Origin of the sequence: Flavobacterium piscisymbiosum, from assembly GCF_020905295.1 — a bacterium.
In the GTDB taxonomy this organism is placed as follows: Bacteria; Bacteroidota; Bacteroidia; order Flavobacteriales; family Flavobacteriaceae; genus Flavobacterium; species Flavobacterium piscisymbiosum.
In genome coordinates this window covers 6,255,019-6,271,426 of sequence record NZ_JAJJMM010000001.1, presented here as the reverse complement: position 1 = coordinate 6,271,426, position 16,408 = coordinate 6,255,019, and the positions used below count along the sequence as shown (strand labels likewise).

16 protein-coding genes are annotated in these 16,408 nt (G+C 35.0%); 3 read left to right on the top strand and 13 right to left on the bottom strand.

Going from position 1 to position 16,408, the window contains the following annotated elements:
- Nucleotides 1-35: 35 nt before the first annotated feature.
- The 8 genes from LNP81_RS26300 to LNP81_RS26265 form a co-directional block, all read right to left on the bottom strand.
- Nucleotides 36-1,316 carry a hypothetical protein gene (locus tag LNP81_RS26300; protein WP_230040528.1) on the bottom strand — a complete coding sequence of 427 codons (1,281 nt, stop codon included), beginning with the start codon at nt 1,314-1,316 and terminating at the stop codon, nt 36-38.
- A 207-nt stretch (nt 1,317-1,523) separates the two neighbouring features.
- Nucleotides 1,524-2,090 carry a YceI family protein gene (locus tag LNP81_RS26295; RefSeq protein ID WP_173969880.1) on the bottom strand — a complete coding sequence of 189 codons (567 nt, stop codon included), beginning with the start codon at nt 2,088-2,090 and terminating at the stop codon, nt 1,524-1,526.
- A 32-nt stretch (nt 2,091-2,122) separates the two neighbouring features.
- Nucleotides 2,123-2,755: an NAD(P)H-dependent oxidoreductase gene (locus tag LNP81_RS26290; RefSeq protein WP_230040526.1), complete on the bottom strand. Its 633-nt coding sequence runs from the start codon at nt 2,753-2,755 to the stop codon at nt 2,123-2,125.
- Between the two features lie 4 nt (nt 2,756-2,759).
- Complete coding sequence (locus LNP81_RS26285) at nt 2,760-3,221, bottom strand: MarR family winged helix-turn-helix transcriptional regulator (protein WP_230040957.1); 462 nt, start codon at nt 3,219-3,221, stop codon at nt 2,760-2,762.
- Between the two features lie 496 nt (nt 3,222-3,717).
- Nucleotides 3,718-4,485 carry a hypothetical protein gene (locus LNP81_RS26280; protein ID WP_230040524.1) on the bottom strand — a complete coding sequence of 256 codons (768 nt, stop codon included), beginning with the start codon at nt 4,483-4,485 and terminating at the stop codon, nt 3,718-3,720.
- Nucleotides 4,486-4,513: 28 nt separating this feature from the next.
- Nucleotides 4,514-5,242, bottom strand: coding sequence for an MIP/aquaporin family protein (locus LNP81_RS26275; protein WP_230040522.1), 729 nt, complete (start codon nt 5,240-5,242; stop codon nt 4,514-4,516).
- A gap of 15 nt (nt 5,243-5,257) precedes the next feature.
- Entirely contained in the window at nt 5,258-6,754 is a 1,497-nt protein-coding gene (glpK, locus tag LNP81_RS26270) for a glycerol kinase GlpK (protein WP_230040520.1), read from the bottom strand.
- A gap of 52 nt (nt 6,755-6,806) precedes the next feature.
- Nucleotides 6,807-8,384 (bottom strand): glycerol-3-phosphate dehydrogenase/oxidase, encoded by a 1,578-nt coding sequence (locus tag LNP81_RS26265; RefSeq protein ID WP_230040518.1) that lies wholly within the window; start codon nt 8,382-8,384, stop codon nt 6,807-6,809.
- A gap of 155 nt (nt 8,385-8,539) precedes the next feature.
- On the opposite strand from LNP81_RS26265, the gene LNP81_RS26260 reads away from it, so the two are divergent.
- Complete coding sequence (locus tag LNP81_RS26260) at nt 8,540-9,310, top strand: DeoR/GlpR family DNA-binding transcription regulator (RefSeq protein ID WP_230040516.1); 771 nt, start codon at nt 8,540-8,542, stop codon at nt 9,308-9,310.
- A gap of 390 nt (nt 9,311-9,700) precedes the next feature.
- On the opposite strand, the gene LNP81_RS26255 is transcribed toward LNP81_RS26260, so the two are convergent.
- The 5 genes from LNP81_RS26255 to LNP81_RS26235 all read right to left on the bottom strand — a co-directional run bounded on the left by LNP81_RS26255 (nt 9,701) and on the right by LNP81_RS26235 (nt 13,668).
- Nucleotides 9,701-10,474, bottom strand: coding sequence for an alpha/beta hydrolase family protein (locus LNP81_RS26255; protein WP_230040514.1), 774 nt, complete (start codon nt 10,472-10,474; stop codon nt 9,701-9,703).
- Between the two features lie 44 nt (nt 10,475-10,518).
- The gene (locus LNP81_RS26250; protein ID WP_230040512.1) at nt 10,519-11,040 is read right to left on the bottom strand and encodes a GNAT family N-acetyltransferase; all 522 of its coding nucleotides are present in this window, start codon (nt 11,038-11,040) and stop codon (nt 10,519-10,521) included.
- A 17-nt stretch (nt 11,041-11,057) separates the two neighbouring features.
- Nucleotides 11,058-11,537, bottom strand: coding sequence for a DUF6691 family protein (locus LNP81_RS26245; protein ID WP_230040510.1), 480 nt, complete (start codon nt 11,535-11,537; stop codon nt 11,058-11,060).
- Nucleotides 11,538-11,547: 10 nt separating this feature from the next.
- The gene (locus LNP81_RS26240; protein WP_230040508.1) at nt 11,548-12,117 is read right to left on the bottom strand and encodes a YeeE/YedE family protein; all 570 of its coding nucleotides are present in this window, start codon (nt 12,115-12,117) and stop codon (nt 11,548-11,550) included.
- 135 nt (nt 12,118-12,252) lie between these two features.
- Nucleotides 12,253-13,668: an MBL fold metallo-hydrolase gene (locus LNP81_RS26235; RefSeq protein WP_230040507.1), complete on the bottom strand. Its 1,416-nt coding sequence runs from the start codon at nt 13,666-13,668 to the stop codon at nt 12,253-12,255.
- A gap of 235 nt (nt 13,669-13,903) precedes the next feature.
- Between LNP81_RS26235 and LNP81_RS26230 the strand changes: the two genes are divergently transcribed.
- Together LNP81_RS26230 and LNP81_RS26225 are read left to right on the top strand one after the other, a co-directional pair.
- The gene (locus tag LNP81_RS26230) at nt 13,904-14,497 is read left to right on the top strand and encodes an HD domain-containing protein (protein WP_230040505.1); all 594 of its coding nucleotides are present in this window, start codon (nt 13,904-13,906) and stop codon (nt 14,495-14,497) included.
- 564 nt (nt 14,498-15,061) lie between these two features.
- Nucleotides 15,062-16,408: a cytochrome ubiquinol oxidase subunit I gene (locus LNP81_RS26225; RefSeq protein WP_078005612.1), complete on the top strand. Its 1,347-nt coding sequence runs from the start codon at nt 15,062-15,064 to the stop codon at nt 16,406-16,408.

The following is a 16,408-nucleotide window of genomic DNA, read 5'->3' as shown; positions in this document are numbered from 1 at the left end:
TGTTAAATTCTACTGTTTTAAATTACTTTAAAGAACTAATTTCCAATCGCAATTGTATTGTTTTGGTTCATTCTAAAATCCGGATTTCCTTTGATATTTGGCATTGTAAACAATTCATTATTTTTAGCTTTTGTATATCCTATTTCAAAATCTGGATTGCTGTAAAATTTTTGAAGTGATGTATTTGCACCTGCGGCTTCACTTGTAATTCCGCCATTACAATTGTTTACTATTAAGTTTTTGAATGTGATTTTTGCTAAATTCACATCTCCGTTTCCAATATTTCCTTCAAGTAAAACAAAAGGAGAAAAACCGGAAATAATACTGTTCGATAAATTAAAAAAAGTGTTTTCCCTCACGTAAACAGATTCGCGTACAAGACCCTGATTGTTTTCTTCAAGATTTACAAGAGTAATGTTGCTCGCATTTATTTTAGTCAGTTTTTTGCTCATATCCGTATTTCCAATTTTGTCATAAGAATCAACTTCAAAGCATCTTGAACCTGAAATATCAGATGAAAAAGGGTGACGAATTGCAATACTGTTACTAATGTTGATTTGAGCGCCTTGTGTAAAATCAAAATCGTCATCTGTAGTTCTGTACGAAACCAGATTATTCATATTCAAATCTCCGCCATAACATTCGAAAGAATCATCATTCGAAAAACTAATTTGAATATTACTTAAAACTGTTTTTCTTCCCACACCGGCTAATGAAAGACCGTTTAGTTCCTTTGCAGCGCTAAGTTTTCTTCCTGAATATTCAATTCGAACATATTTCAAAATTCCTGAATTATCTTCTGCATCCTGGCCTCCGTAATGGTTTAGCATTGGTTCAAGATCAAAGGGTAATGTGTGTATGCCTCCAATGGTATTTATGGGTGCTTTCCCTAAAATAATAATTCCGCCCCAGTCGCCAGGTTTTCTTTCTGAAATTTCTTTGTTTGAAGTAAAAACAATAGGATCAGTTTCCAAACCTTCGGCTATAATTTTTGCTCCATTGGTTATTACAAGAGTCCCGCAGGTTTTGTCGTCTCCGCGAATAACAGTTCCCGGTTCTATGGTTAAAACAGCATTTTTGGTTACATAAACAACTCCAACTAACTGATATGTATTTCGTTTAAGTAGTTTTGTATCCTTGTCGATAGTTCCTGCAATGATGTTTGTAGCTTCATTATATTTAATATTGGCTGGTTTAAAATTTGTCCAATTGCTCATCCAGTTCGAGCTGCCAATGATTCCTTTAGTTTGTTGTTGTGCGTGTATAAAAAAAGAGCTTAGAAGTGTAATAATTGCAATATGTATTTTTGCTTTCATAACTATAATTTTGATTTCCAGGTTTGTTTTTTTAGTTAGCCCAAAAGTAGAAGCCCAATGTTAATCAAAGTATTAGATGTTATTACGAAAGTGTTATGCGAATATTAAGGATGTTATGTTTTTGAAAGGAAAGTAAAAAGAAACCCCAATAGTTATGAACCATTGGGGTTTTTCTTATAATAAGAATTATGTGTGAATCTTAAAATATTAGAATTTTAAAGCTACAGTCAATTCAAAATCGTCATTGATAGTTTTGTCTCCTAAGTTTTGGAAGAAGTTACCAGAGTTGTATTTGATATCGTATTTAGTTCTGTCAACTTTGAAAGCTGTTGTAGCAGTGTTTCCGGCTACAGTGATGTCAAAAGTTACAGGTTTAGTGATTCCTTTGATAGTTAAATCAGCAGTTACTGTGTAAACATCAGTAGATTTAGCTCCAATAGTTTTGAAAACTAATTTTGCAGTTGGGAATTTGTCAGTTCCAAAGAAATCGTCAGCTTTCAAGTGACCATTCAATTTTCCTTGGTATTCTCCAGTTAAATCTGTAGAAGTTAATGAAGTCATATCAACAGTGAAAGAACCACCAGTTAATTTTTTTCCTTTAAATACTACAGCTCCGTCTTTAAAGTTTACAGTTCCAGAGTGTTCTCCAGTTACTTTTTTACCTACCCATTTGATAGTAGATGCTTTTACGTCGATTTTTTTAGTTTGAGCATTTACTGAAATACTAGCCGCTGCTACGAATAATGCTATTGCAATTGTTTTTAAATTTTTCATGTTGTTTAAAATTGATTTTGGATTAATAATAATTATATAGTGATAAATAATTCTTCGTGAGATTTTCTAACTTTTTTGTAATGTTGCGTGTCATCTTCAGTATGTCTGTAACCAACAGTTGCAATTACTGATGCGTTTAAGCCTAATTTGTCGAAACCTAAGATTTCGTTGAATGCAGCAGGATTAAAACCTTCCATTGGAGTTGCGTCGATTTTCAACTCAGCAGCAGCAGCCAATAATGTTCCTAAAGCAATATAAGTTTGTTTTGCAGTCCAGATATTTTTAGCATCTTGTGATAAGTTCGAAATCACACCATTCATCATATCTGCAAATCCGCCTAAAGCTTCAGCAGGAACACCTCTTGTTTCGCTAATGTTTTTGATGTAAGCATCTACAGATTCTGCTCCGGCATTTAAGTCGTTAGCAAAAATAAATAGCTGAGATGAATCTGTAATTTGAGTTTGCCCGTAAGCAGCAGCTTTCAATTGTTCTCTAATTTCAGGATTTTCTACGATCACAACTTTATAAGGTTGTAATCCGTATGAAGAAGCAGCCAGTCTAACAGCTTCTTTTAAAGTATTTAAATCTTCTGAAGATATTTTTTTTGTCGCATCAAACTTCTTTGTTGCATATCTCCAATTTAGATTGTCTAATAATGTGCTCATAAAATTAATTTTGTTGGGTTCGGTATTTTTCTAATAATTTATTCAGTAATTCTAATTCTTCAGGACTTATATTCTCAGCAAATGTACGCTCATGTTCATCTACCTTCGGGTCTAATTCTTTCAATACATCTAATCCCTTTTGGGTGATTAAAACTTCAATTTTACGTCTATTGCCAGGGCAAACATTTCTGGTAACAAAATCCTTTAGTAATAATTTGTCTACTAGTCGGGTTGTATTACTTGTTTTAGCCAGCATACGTTCCTGTATTACACACATATTAGCAGGATTTCCTTTTTGTCCTCTTAATATACGTAACACATTATATTGCTCTCCGGATAGATCATACGGTTTTATCAACTCGTTGAAATGATCCTGAATCACATTTTGCGTGTACATGATATTCAGAATAACTTTTTTCGCATTATCCATCTTAACTGTACTTTTTATAACCTCTTCAATTGTCATAGTCGTAAGTGTATAATTTGTATATACAAATGTATATCTTTTAATAGTTGTATATACAAATGTCATGTTAAATTTTTGTTAATTCGGATAGAGTAAAATTACAAGTAGATAAACTCTATATAATTAGTATAAAAATAGGATATTTTTTTAATCTAAAACTTTGTTTATTTGATAATTAACTAAAATATAAAGTTGTTACACTCAACTTTGTAAAAGGTTTAAACTGAGATAAATCCTTAACCATCCAAATATTTAAATAAATTCAGAAATCTAAAATCTAAACTCAGAAATCTAAAATTAAAATTCAGGACGTGCCACCATCCCGATAAGAGGGCAAAAATACTATGCGCATATACGCCCTCTTATCGGGATGCTGTCGGGCTATCCATACTGCTTCGGCAGTTTATTCCTATCCCTCACGCGAATCCAGTATACAAGAAACCCGACAGGTCATAAAGAGTTGTCGGGTTTTATAAAGAAATAATTGTTCCGGTTTTTAGAATAATGAAACACCTAATTGCATGCGAGTATATTTTTCAGCCGGATTCCACATAATGCCTGCAAAAACAGGAAGTTTATATTGAAATATCGAAATATCCTTCGAAGCTTTAAAACCTGCATTGACAATATTAAAATTATGATCTGTATTCGATGAATATAAATTTGATTTTCCGTCAAGCGAAAATCCTGCACCTATATATGTATCTAATGTGATCTGCTCATTTTTTATTAACGGATAGCCTAACTCTACATAAGTAGAGTATCTGTTTTTATAATCAAGATCAGGTTGTAATTCCTTATCATTTCCATAAAGAATAATATCAGCTTCAATTCGTAAAGGAAATGCCTCAGGAAAGCGATACGAAGTTCTCAAATCAATAAGGTGCGTCGTAGTGTTTTTATCATAATTAAAAACTTCCGGATGCTCAACATTTGTTGTATTGAACAAATCCCACAGACCAATTGTAAGTCCTTTATTTTTGTATTGAACGTAATAATCGACCTCAGTATATTTACCATCAAAACTGTTACCGCCCCAAACCCCAACCGAAAAGTTTCGGTTTTTGTCAAAAGTGTAATGAAGATCTCCCATAGCAGTCATGCTTGGGCTAATGATTAATCCTCTCCAGAGATGACTGGTTGCAAGAGTAACATTAAAATTTAATCGGCTTGGCTCTTTACTTATAGCGTTTTCAGGCGTTGTTTCCTGAGCATAGCCAGCTAGTCCTATGATTATTACCATAGAAAGAAAAAGATTTTTCATAAAATTCTTAGATTAAAAGAAGATGTTGTTAATTAAGTGTGAGGTATAATGCAGCCGCCAACGAAGCTCCTATTATTGGGCCTACAATAGGTATCCAGGCGTATCCCCAGTTACTACTTCCTTTTATAGGTAAAATAGCATGCATGATTCTTGGTCCTAAATCCCTTGCAGGGTTTATGGCATATCCGGTCGTACCTCCTAATGAGAGACCAATTGCCCATACTACTATAGCAACAGGAAGTGCGCCTATAGTTCCTAAACCAATTGTTGCATTACTGTCTGCAATTTGTAAACTAGGTCCTGCAATGTAGAATATTGAAAAAATCAAAACGAAAGTTGCAATTGCTTCACTTAACAAATTCGAAAAATTGTTTTTGATCGCAGGTCCTGTAGAAAAACAAGAGAGTTTTGCGCCTTCATCTTCTGTTGCGGCAAAATGGTCTTTATGTGATAACCACACTAAAAAAGCACCTAACATTGCCCCAATCATTTCACCAAGGATATAAGTAGGAACTAAGCTCCAGCTAAACTTTCCTATAAGTGCCAATCCAAGAGTAACTACAGGGTTTAAATGTGCCCCGCTAACTGGTCCTGCAATAGTTACACCTACAAAAACGGCAAATGCCCACGCCGTAGTAATTACAATCCAACCTGAACTGTTTCCGTTGGTACCTTTTAGGTTGACGTTTGCTACAACGCCATTTCCTAATAAAATCATTACCATTGTACCTAAAATTTCTGCTATAAAGGGAGTCATATCGTTAGTTTTTAGTTAGTCTTCAATCCAATGAGATGCGCGTCCTACTGCTTTGTTCCAGTTCTTTACAAGACTGTCTACTTTTGTTTTTTCCATTTTCGGAGAAAATACCTTATCTATAGACCATTGCTCTTTCAGTTCATCCAGGTTTTTCCAGTAGCCTACAGCAAGTCCTGCTAAATAAGCAGCTCCAAGAGCAGTTGTTTCAAGTGTTTTTGGTCGTGTAACTGTTTTTTCAAAAATATCCGATTGAAATTGCATCAATAAATTATTTGTTGCAGCTCCTCCGTCAACTCTTAGTTCTTTTCCTTCGTCTCCAAAATCTGCTTCCATCGCTTTCACTAAGTCATTTACCTGATAGGCAATTCCTTCTAGGGTTGCTCGTGCGATATGTGCATTGGTAGTTCCTCTTGTAATGCCAAACATTGCACCTCTCGCATATTGATCCCAGTACGGAGCTCCTAAACCAGTTAAAGCAGGAACGAAATAAACTCCGCCGTTGTCCGGTACGCTTGCTGCCAAAGATTCTATTTCTTCTGATGAATTAATCATTTTTGCTCCGTCTCGTAACCATTGTACAGCGGCTCCTCCAACAAAAACACTTCCTTCTAAAGCATACGTTGTTTTTCCGTTGATTTTCCAGGCTACCGTAGTCAATAAATTATTGGTAGACTGAATAGGTTTTTCGCCGGTGTTCATTAGCATAAAACAACCTGTTCCGTAAGTGTTTTTTACCATTCCTGAACTGGTACACAGCTGACCAAAAAGTGCTGCTTGCTGATCCCCGGCAACTCCTGCAATAGGAATCTTGGTTGCAAATAGAGTAGTGCAGGTTTCTCCGTAAATTTCACTGCTTTGTTTTACTTCCGGAAGCATTGCTCTCGGGATATCGAATAATTCTAGTAATTCATTGTCCCATTCTAAAGTATGAATGTTGAATAATAAAGTTCTGCTGGCATTAGAAACATCCGTCATGAACAATTTGCTGCGGGTTAATTTCCAGATTAACCACGTATCAACAGTTCCAAAACAAAGTTTTCCTTCTTCTGCTTTTTTACGCGCTCCGGGAACATTATCTAAAATCCATTTTACTTTTGTTCCTGAGAAATAAGCATCCAGAATTAAACCTGTTTTTTTCTGAATCATATCGGCATGACCTTGTGCTTTTAGTTCGTCACAAAATTTTGCTGTTCTGCGATCTTGCCAAACGATGGCATTATAAATTGGTTCACTCGTTTCTCTGTCCCATACAATAGTAGTTTCACGCTGATTGGTGATTCCAATTGCTGCAACTTCTCTACCAGAGATTCCTACTTTTGCAATTACTTCTGCAGCTGTGCTTATTTGCGAAGACCAGATTTCGTTAGGGTCATGTTCTACCCATCCTGGTTTTGGGAAAATTTGTTCAAATGGTTTTTGAGAAAGACTTACGATTTCTCCGCCATGATTAAAGAGAATCGCTCTGGAGGAAGTTGTCCCCTGGTCAAGAGCTAAAATTAATTTGTTCTCCATGATTGATAGTATATAATTAAGTTAATAAAGTTTTATTGAGATTGAGATCGTTCTATCGAAATTCTGACAGAAAAAATCCTTTTGAAATTTCTTTGAAATTTTCAATTTCCTGAGTTATCCAGGCTTCGTCATGTCCTAATTCTTTCGCTAATAATCGTGCTACTTTTTCAGAAGACTGAACTGCAGCTCTGGCGTCTAAGAATAATAAACGAACACGTCTTGCCAGAATATCATCTACAGTTCTTGCCATTTCGTATCGAATCGCCCACGCTACTTCTGCCATTGTAAACTCGTGATCCGGATGTACTTTTTCCTTTAATTCTGGCTCGCTTTGTTGCAATTGACGTATTTTAGGAATATCAGAACCATAAATATATAAGTGGTTTTCTCTGTCTAAAGTTGTTGTAGGCTGATTCCCATGAATAGCAAGGTGCTCTGTATTACATCCTTTTGCCGGTATTTTTCTTGTTTTAATTGCTTTGTCGATAATGTCTTCGGCAATTTTTCTGTAAGTGGTCCATTTTCCACCTGTTATGGTGATTAAACCAGTTTCAGAAACTATGATTTTATGACTTCTTGAAACTTCTTTCGTGCTTTTTCCTTCTTCTTCAGGAGCAGCTAAAGGACGCAAACCTGCAAAAACAGATAAAACGTCGGCTCTCGTTGGTTTTTTTGCTAAAAAGCGTTGTGCTGTTTCCAGTACAAATTCAATTTCGCTTTCTAAGGCAATAGGCTCTAAGCTTTGTTTTTTGATTAATGTATCTGTTGTTCCTACTACGATTCGGTTATGCCATGGCACAGCAAACAAAACTCTGCCGTCACTTGTTTTAGGAATCATTAATGCATGATCACCGGGTAAAAATGATTTATCAAAAACCAGATGAATTCCCTGACTCGGAACGATATATTTTTTATAAACAGTATCGTTTAGTTTCATTATCGCATTGGTAAAAACTCCCGTTGCATTTATAATAGCAGATCCTTTCAAATCATATTTTTCTCCACTTTCCTGATCCAGCACCTGAACACCGGTAACTTGATTGTTATCGTCTTTTAATAAATTGACAACTTTGCAATAATTTATAATACAGGCGCCTTTTTCGGCTGCAGTCTGAGCAATATTTATGGCAAGTCGCGAATCATCAAATTGTCCGTCATGATAAATCACACCGCTTGATAAACCTTTTTCCTGTACGTTAGGAAGCATTTCGATTGTTTTTCTTTTCGAAATATATTTTGAACGGCCCAAACTCAAACGTCCGGCCAATAAATCATAAATGGTTAAACCAATAGTGTAAAAATAACCGCCCCACCAATTGTAATTAGGAATTACAAAGGATTGGTTTTTTACTAAGTGCCCGGCATTTTGTGCCATTAAACCTCTTTCTTTAAGAGCTTCTCTTACTAAGTGCACGTCTCCTTGTTCTAAGTAGCGTACACCACCGTGAACTAATTTTGTGCTTCGGCTTGAAGTTCCTTTGGCGAAATCTACTGCTTCGACCAAAATTGTTTTGTAGCCTCTGCTTGCTGCGTCAAGAGCAGTTCCTAAACCGCTTGCTCCGCCTCCTATTACAATTACATCCCACTTTTCAGTGTCTTTTAGTTTCGATAACTGTTCTGAACGTTTCATATAGTGTTTGTTTTTGTTTCTTTTTCTGTTGTTTGTTTCTTTAAAGCAAAATTAACGAAACTAAACGAAACTAAAGTAATAAAATAAGGTTTTTTTTGAATTATTTTTTTGTCGTACATTTATACCTTCAAGAATCTTAATATTATCAGGCTATTATGGTTATTATAAATAAAAGACAAGAAGAAATACTTAAGGAACTGGATAAAAACGGACATGTAAATGTGGCGGATTTATGTGAAATACTAAATGTTTCAACCGTAACGATACGAAAGGATCTGAATTTTTTAGAAAATGAAAAATTGCTCCACCGTACACATGGAGGTGCAAGTAAGCAGCCTATTTATGCTTTCGAAAGAGATTTAAGCGATAAAGAAGGACTGCAGGTAGAACAGAAAAAACAGATAGCAAGAGAGGCTTTAAAGTATATTAATAATTTTGATTACATCATATTAGGCTCTGGATCTAATGTTCATTATCTGGCACAGATTATTTCTGGTTTTCAAAAGTTAACAGTGATTACACCTTCTTTAAAGGTGTCTTTAGAATTGAGTAAGGAAGCAAATGTAGATACAATTCAATTGGGGGGTGATGTTCGAAAGAGCTCAAACTCGGCGGTTGGTCCTATATCGGAAGCGATTTTGAGTCAGTTTTCTTGTAATAAATTGTTTTTAGGTGCAGACGGACTTCATTTAGATTTTGGATTAAGTACTTCAAATGCATTAGAAGCGCATCTTAATCAAGCCATGATTTCGGTTGCTGAAAAGGTAATTATTTTGGTAGATTCTACAAAAATGAATGTGAGAGGTTTTGGTAAGATTTGTAATTTAGATAAAATTGATGTTTTGATTACAGATGATGGTATCGATATCGAAACCAAAACGAAACTAGAAGAAATAGGAGTAGAGGTTATTATTGCTTCGAAATAGCTTTTTATATAGATTGAAAAAACGAAACTCGTCTTTTTTTTTGAAATTCGTTGTTTGCTATGGATAGAAGCCAATGTCATTAAGTTAAGCTTTTTAAAGAATAAAATTAATCTCGCAAAGGCGCAAAGTTTAAATACAATATTGTCATTTCGACGCAGGAGAAATCTCCGCGAGAAGCTCGACAAAGATTGGATTTACGTTGCGGATTTACTTACGAATATTTCTCCCGCGTCGAAATGCAAATATTTACAATTTTGAGAGAAATTTATTCGGAGTAACATTATTGGTTTTTCTAATGCACACCCACCTTAATTTTAGATTATTGTTTAAAAAATAAACCCGATACGTTTTGAAATGTGTCGGGTTTTATTTTTCATTTTTTAAAAAAAATTACTCATTTAAGTACTTTTCGATGTTTGTCATTATTATTTTTCGTTCTTCAGGAGTTGCGTCATTATCCATATCGCTGTGGTTGATAGGAGTGAACTGAACTGTCATGCCGTATTTTTTCTGTTCTTGTTCGGTTGGTAATACACCTTCGTCTGCAGCATAGTTTTTGGAACGTAAAGTATATACTTTAGGGTGATTAACTCTCGGAAGTGGCATTCTTCGATTGTCCATCGTTATTATTTTATCAACCAATTTGGGATATTTTGTAGCAAATAAAGCGGTCATATCTCCGCCATTCGAGTGGCCAATTAATGTTAGGTGCTTAAAATCTAATTCTGGATTTGTAGTTTTAAATTGATTTAGAACATACAGAATATTTTCGGTACCTCTTTCCCAATTAGGTTTTCTTGTGACTTTAAAATCGCCGTCCATTGCCAAAAGATCATCCGTAGGTAATTCGTGCTGAATGCTAATGACAAAATATCCTTTTGAAGCTAAAGTTTCTGTTAAGTACGAATAAATCATATTGTCACCGCCTTTATTCTCTCCGTATCCATGACTAAAAATTATTACTCGTTGATTATTAATTTTTGTATCAGATTTAGGTTGAAAAATTGCAACAGGAATTTTACGGTTTCTCGATTTGTCAAATAATTCCAAACTATCAAGTTTAACAGGATAGCTGTTATTTGATATTTGAGAATTTGATTTCTTGTTATTTGAGCAACTTATTAAGAATACAGATAAGAAGATTTGAAAATATATTTTCTTCATTTTTTTTGACACGCCTTTAGATTCCTGATCCCGGGATTATATTTTTAAACTAACTTTTTTTCAAATGCTTTTCGTGCTGATCCTCTAAAAAATACTTCGCCACAATAGGTATAGTTTAATTTATCCAGAATTTTTAGCATCGGGATATTGTCAAAATTCGTATCTACTTTTATACTATGAATATTGTTTGCGAGGCAGACATCTTCTATGTTTTTGAAAAGTTTTGTAGCAATACCTTTTCCTTTTGCCAGTTTTGATGCGGCTACACGATGTACAACAGCATAATCGCCATTGGTAAGCCATTTGCCTTGTATTTCTTCGTAAGCAGGTTCTTTGTCGAATATGATGGCGGCGTAACACAAAATCGATTCGTTCTCTGTGAGTACGTAAGCGTAACCGTTTTTTATGTCATTCTGAATCGTAAGTTCATTAGGATATCCGTCTTGCCATTGCGTGCTTCCATCTTGTCGTCTTTGTTCTATTGCGTCCTGAAGAATATTCCAGATTAAAGGAACTTCCGAAAGTGCTGCTTTTCTTAAAATGAATTGTTCTGTTGTGTTGCTCATTTTTTATATGTTAAATCTTAATGAGGTAATTTATCTTTAATAAAACCATAAAACCAGGTTCCTGCAATAGCACTTAATAAAGTGACCACAATTACAGTAACTCCAGTCCCAATTTGAGCGAAAAGTGGTCCGGGACAAGCTCCGGTAATTGCCCAGCCGAAACCGAACAATAATCCACCATAAATTTGTCCTTTGTTGAAAGTTTTAGGCTGAATTTCGATTTTTTCTCCCTGAATAGTTTTGATGTTGAATCTTTTAATGATCTGAACAGATATAACGCCAACGACAACTGCACTCCCAATTACGCCATACATAAAGAACGATTGTAATTGAAACATTTCCTGAATACGGTACCAGCTGATGATTTCGGCTTTTACGAATACGATTCCAAAAACGATTCCGAGCAACATGTATTTGAGGTTTGATAATCCTGAATCTTTTATCTGACTTCCGTTGATTCCTTCTGTATCGGTATTTTTATTTTCTAAATTATTCATTTTTGAAATTTTAAAGTGAAAGAATATAAGGCAAAATCAAATTGGCCATGATAAAACCGCCAATCATAAAACAGATGGTGGCTACTAATGAAGGCCATTGCAAGTTTGAAATTCCCATAATCGCATGTCCACTTGTACAACCGCCGGCATAACGCGTTCCAAAACCCACTAAAAACCCTCCAACAACGATCATGATAAAACCACGAAGCGTGAATAAACTTTCCCACGAGAAAAGTTCTTTTGGTAGTAATCCCGAATGATCGGTGATTCCGTAAGTGGCTAATTGCTCAGAAAGTTGTGGTGTGATTTCGACCGAATTTGGATTTGCTAAGAAATAAGCAGCGATCACTCCGCCAAGGAAAATTCCGAAAACAAAGAATAAATTCCAGCTTTCTTTTTTCCAGTCGTATTTAAAAAATGAAATATTTGCCGGAATACAAGCCGCGCAAATATGACGAAGTGAAGAACTAATCCCGAAAGATTTGTTTCCGATAATCAATAAAATAGGAACTGTTAACCCAATCAACGGACCTGAAACGTACCAAGGCCAAGGTTCTCTCAAAATTTCTAGTAGATTCATTTTTTTTTAGGTTCTAAGGTGCTAAGATACTAAGTTACTAAGGTAAAATTTTTGTAGTTTATTTTTTTGAGGTTGTGCGTTACTGAGATAAGGTCAAAAATCTTAGAACCTTAGAATCTTAGCAACTTAGAACCTTTATTTTAAAACCTTACTTTGACAAACGAAATCTGATTTTGGAATATTTGTTTTTGCAATGGCTCCAAAACCACCTTCGATTTCGGTAAAGTTTCTAAAACCGCGGGCTTGCAAAATCGAAGCAGCGATCATACTGCGATATCCTCCGGCGCAATGCAAATAAAAATGCTCGTTCGGGTCAATGTCTTTTACCCAGTCATTAATATAAGCCAAAGGTTTGCTATAAGCATCGTCGATATGCTCAGCTTCATATTCGGTTTCTTTACGAATGTCGATTACTTTGTCTTCTTCAATTTTAAATTCACTGGCGAATTGTTCTGCTGAAATTCTATGAACCGTATCAGTTTCAAAACCGGCTTTTTCCCAGGCTTCAAACCCACCATCCAAATGTCCGATAATCGAATCGAAACCAACACGGCTTAAACGCGTTACGGTTTCTTCTTCAAGACCAATTTCAGTAACCAATATAATAGGTTGTTTTACATCGGCAACCAACGTTCCAACCCACGGGGCAAAATCACCGTTGATTCCGATATTGATCGATTGCGGAATAAATCCTTTATAGAAATCGGCACTTTTTCTGGTATCTAGAATTAACGCTCCGGTTTCTTCGGCTACAGCCTCAAAATCTTTTACATCAATCGCTTTCATTCCGTTATGCAAAACCGATTCGAAACTTTCGTAACCTTGTTTATTCATGGCCACATTCATACTAAAATAGGCTGGAGGAGGCAATAGTCCATCGGTAACTTCTGTAATAAATTCAGCTTCGGTCATATTGGCGCGCAAAGCATAATTCGTCGCTTTTTGATTCCCAATAGTCGAAACCGTTTCCTTACTCATGTTTTTTCCGCAAGCGCTTCCCGCACCATGCGCAGGATAAACGATAACGTCATCAGCCAGAGTCATGATTTTATCTCTTAACGAATGAAATAAAATTCCCGCCAATTGATCTTGTGTCATTCCGGCTGCTTTTTGAGCCAGATCCGGACGACCAACATCGCCAATAAATAAGGTATCTCCAGAGAAAATAGCGTGATCTTTTCCGTTTTCGTCAATCAATAAATAAGTTGTACTTTCCATGGTATGACCCGGAGTATGCAAAGTTTTTATTGTAATTTTTCCAATTTTGAATTCTTGTTCGTCTTTCGCAGAAATGCAATCAAATTCGCAAGCAGCATTTGGCCCGTAAACAATTGGCGCCTGAGTTTCTTTGCTTAAATCGATATGTCCTGAAACAAAATCAGCGTGAAAATGCGTTTCGAAAATGTATTTCAGTTTCACCTCATCGCGTTCTAAACGATCCAGATAAGGCTGAATTTCACGAAGCGGATCAATAATCGCAGCTTCGCCATTTGAAGTTATATAGTAAGCACCTTGTGCTAAACATCCGGTGTAAATTTGTTCTATTTTCATGATATGTATTCTAAAAAGAAGGGAATACAAAGGTAACCTACTTTTTGCTTAAAATAGGTGACTAATGTTACACAAATTTGATTTTTGTGTAAAAAAAGACAGGGTCGTTTTACCATATAAAGCCCATAGGAAATTTAAAATCACGTGTAATCGACGTTATACTAAAATGAACTTATATCACTTATATGGTGAAAAAAATAATCTACGTAATTTTACATCTACAAAAATCATTAACATGAACACAGAAGATTTATTGAATCAAATCGCTTTTATAAAAGAGATTGATAAAGTAAAATATATTCAGCGCAAAACGAAATTGTTTAATAGCGACCGAAATGAAAATGATGCTGAACACAGTTGGCATCTGGCTTTGATGGCGATTGTTTTGGCAGAACATTCAAATGAGCCAATTGATGTATTGAAAGTGGTGAAAATGGTTTTGATACATGATATTGTCGAAATCGATGCTGGAGATGTCTTTATATACGATACACTAAAAAGTCATGATAATACTGATGAAGAGCGATTGGCCGCGAATCGCATCTTCGGATTATTGCCTAAAAAGCAAGCAGATGATATGATTGCTATTTGGCAAGAATTTGAAGCGGGTGAAACCAACGAAGCAAAATTTGCAAAATCGATGGACAGATTAGAGCCTTTATTGCAAAACACCTCTAATAACGGAGGGACATGGAAAGAGTTTGATGTACCTTATAAAAAAGTCTATGAAAAAAAGAGCGTTATAAAAGAAGGTTCAAAAACGATATGGAATTATGCCGAAGGATTAATAAACGAAAGTGTAGAAAAAGGAATTTTGAAAAAGGAGTAAAATGCCAATTTTTTTAACACATAGAAACATAGTTTGATTTGTCTTCAAAAGGTGTTTCACTTGGCATCAATTCACATAGCTATGTGTGAAGAAATGTATTTCTTTTTTGTATTCTTTTTTTAAAGGATTAAAAATCTATGTTTCTATGTGTTTAATATTTTTAAGGATTTACAATGTTAGTAATTCTCGTGTTTTTATTATTAAGTGTTTTTAAGAAGATTCAAAAACGGGATGGAATTACGCTGAAAGTTTAATAAATGAAAGTGTACAAAAAGGAATTTTGAAGAAAGACTAATTTTTTAAACCTATAGATTTGTAAAAGTAAATATCAATTTTTATCTTGAAGTAATACAGGTATATTTTAGGTTTTGCGAATTTTGTATTTATATTAAATGTATTAAATGAAATTTTTTATTGCAATATGTTTAACCTTTTTTGATTAAGCTAAGGTTATATTTTCTTATCTAACTTATATAGTTTAAAAAAGAAAAAACTTCTTTTAAAGGCAGGGAATTCAGGTTTTAATGGGTAAATTTGAAGAGACTTCATAAATAAAATACCGCTATGGAAGAAATGCTTTTTTATGACCGAATGCAATTCGCCTTCACAATTACTTTTCACTACCTTTTTCCGCAACTTACAATGGGTCTTTCGCTGATCATTGTTTATTTTAAATGGAAATATCTTAAAACTAAAGACGATCAATACAATCACGCCACGCATTTCTGGATGAAAATCTTTGCTCTGAATTTTGCGATGGGAGTTGTAACCGGAATTCCAATGGAGTTTCAGTTTGGAACCAATTGGGCGAAATTCTCTGAGTTAACCGGTGGAATCATCGGACAAACTCTGGCGATGGAAGGGATGTTCTCCTTTTTCTTAGAATCCTCATTTCTGGGTATCTTTTTGTTTGGAGAAAAAATAATTGGACATAAGTGGCATTTTGTAACCGGATTATTAATTATGATTGGTTCCTGGGCCAGTGGATACCTTATTATTGCGACACATTCGTGGATGCAAAATCCTGTAGGGTATGAAATTCTCGAAAACGGAAAATTTGTTCTGACGAATTTTAAAGCATTGTTCCTGAATCCGTGGTTATGGCCTTCGTATCTACACAATCAGGCAGCTTCTTTGGTTACAAGTTCATTTGTTGTAGCCGGAATTGGAGCTTTTTATATTTTAAGTAAAAAGAATGTTGCTTTCGGAAGAATGTTTGTAAAAACAGGCGTAATCTTCGGATTGATTTCTAGTGTTATTGTGGCAGTTCCAACGGGAGATTTATTGGCTAAAAATGTCGTAAAATATCAACCTGTAACTTTTGCTGCAATGGAAGGAATTTTTCATACTGAAAAGAAAGGTTCTGAAATTGTTTTAATTGGGCAACCCGATGTAAAAGATAAAAAACTCGATAATAAAATTGCTGTGCCTAATATCTTAAGTTTCCTGACTTACGGAAGCTGGCATCAGGAAATAAAAGGTCTGGATCAGTTTGAAGAAGATCTTCATCCAACCAATATTTCCGGTTTGTATTATGCGTATCATATTATGGTAGGACTCGGAACCATATTTATAGGTTTGATGGCTTTTGCACTTTTTCAATTAATTAGAAAGAAATTATTCGAAACCAAATGGGTTTTATGGTCATTGATGTTTATGATGCCGTTTCCGTATATTGCCAATACCACAGGCTGGTACACGGCCGAATTAGGAAGACAACCTTGGTTGGTTTATAATTTACTGAGAACTTCTGCAGGAGCTTCGCCAACGGTTTCATCCGGTAATACCTTGTTTACTTTATTAGGTTTTATAGGATTGTATCTTTTACTTGGAATGTTGTTTTTGCTTTTGATTGGAAAAATCATCAATAAAGGACCTCATAATGTTGAACTGAATTCAGAAAAAATATAA

Excerpts from the sequence above, each read along its gene's own strand:
- LNP81_RS26300 (WP_230040528.1), bottom strand. The coding sequence starts at position 1,316 with ATGAAAGCAAAAATACATATTGCAATTATTACACTTCTAAGCTCTTTT.
- LNP81_RS26295 (WP_173969880.1), bottom strand. The coding sequence starts at position 2,090 with ATGAAAAATTTAAAAACAATTGCAATAGCATTATTCGTAGCAGCGGCT.
- LNP81_RS26290 (WP_230040526.1), bottom strand. The coding sequence starts at position 2,755 with ATGAGCACATTATTAGACAATCTAAATTGGAGATATGCAACAAAGAAG.
- LNP81_RS26285 (WP_230040957.1), bottom strand. The coding sequence starts at position 3,221 with ATGACAATTGAAGAGGTTATAAAAAGTACAGTTAAGATGGATAATGCG.
- LNP81_RS26280 (WP_230040524.1), bottom strand. The coding sequence starts at position 4,485 with ATGAAAAATCTTTTTCTTTCTATGGTAATAATCATAGGACTAGCTGGC.
- LNP81_RS26275 (WP_230040522.1), bottom strand. The coding sequence starts at position 5,242 with ATGACTCCCTTTATAGCAGAAATTTTAGGTACAATGGTAATGATTTTA.
- glpK (WP_230040520.1), bottom strand. The coding sequence starts at position 6,754 with ATGGAGAACAAATTAATTTTAGCTCTTGACCAGGGGACAACTTCCTCC.
- LNP81_RS26265 (WP_230040518.1), bottom strand. The coding sequence starts at position 8,384 with ATGAAACGTTCAGAACAGTTATCGAAACTAAAAGACACTGAAAAGTGG.
- LNP81_RS26260 (WP_230040516.1), top strand. The coding sequence starts at position 8,540 with ATGGTTATTATAAATAAAAGACAAGAAGAAATACTTAAGGAACTGGAT.
- LNP81_RS26255 (WP_230040514.1), bottom strand. The coding sequence starts at position 10,474 with ATGAAGAAAATATATTTTCAAATCTTCTTATCTGTATTCTTAATAAGT.
- LNP81_RS26250 (WP_230040512.1), bottom strand. The coding sequence starts at position 11,040 with ATGAGCAACACAACAGAACAATTCATTTTAAGAAAAGCAGCACTTTCG.
- LNP81_RS26245 (WP_230040510.1), bottom strand. The coding sequence starts at position 11,537 with ATGAATAATTTAGAAAATAAAAATACCGATACAGAAGGAATCAACGGA.
- LNP81_RS26240 (WP_230040508.1), bottom strand. The coding sequence starts at position 12,117 with ATGAATCTACTAGAAATTTTGAGAGAACCTTGGCCTTGGTACGTTTCA.
- LNP81_RS26235 (WP_230040507.1), bottom strand. The coding sequence starts at position 13,668 with ATGAAAATAGAACAAATTTACACCGGATGTTTAGCACAAGGTGCTTAC.
- LNP81_RS26230 (WP_230040505.1), top strand. The coding sequence starts at position 13,904 with ATGAACACAGAAGATTTATTGAATCAAATCGCTTTTATAAAAGAGATT.
- LNP81_RS26225 (WP_078005612.1), top strand. The coding sequence starts at position 15,062 with ATGGAAGAAATGCTTTTTTATGACCGAATGCAATTCGCCTTCACAATT.